Origin of the sequence: Staphylococcus pasteuri (assembly GCF_030547725.1) — a bacterium.
In the GTDB taxonomy this organism is placed as follows: domain Bacteria; phylum Bacillota; class Bacilli; order Staphylococcales; family Staphylococcaceae; genus Staphylococcus; species Staphylococcus pasteuri.
Genome location: NZ_JAUOQO010000164.1, coordinates 1 through 313, shown reverse-complemented (window position 1 = coordinate 313; position 313 = coordinate 1). Strand labels below are relative to the sequence as shown.

At 36.7% G+C, this 313-nt stretch carries 1 protein-coding gene; it reads left to right on the top strand.

The window, feature by feature from the left end; translation table 11 throughout:
• Nucleotides 1-10: 10 nt before the first annotated feature.
• Nucleotides 11-313: hypothetical protein (locus tag Q4528_RS13240; RefSeq protein WP_303521960.1), on the top strand; the 303-nt coding region annotated here is incomplete at its 3' end.

Here is a 313-nt window from a genome sequence, read left to right as displayed (position 1 = left end):
GAGGTGATGCATGAGAGACTATCTTGTTAAAAATAGTATGTTCTGCCTGATTGTGGATGATTTAATGTCTTTTGACTGTTTCGAAACTGACAAAAGACATGTTGAAACTAAGCAGATAGCAGAGTTAGATGAGCTTGAATTATTTCTTCGTAATTCCGGCGGGGTATTTGAAGATACGCCGAAAAGTGCTTTTCAAGATGTATTCGCTCATATGTATTGTATGTATATGTTCACATCACTCTATGAATTGCTTTTACTTTTCAAAAAACGATCAGGTGTTGGTGAAGAGTGCATTGTTGAGGGGTTAGTGCTT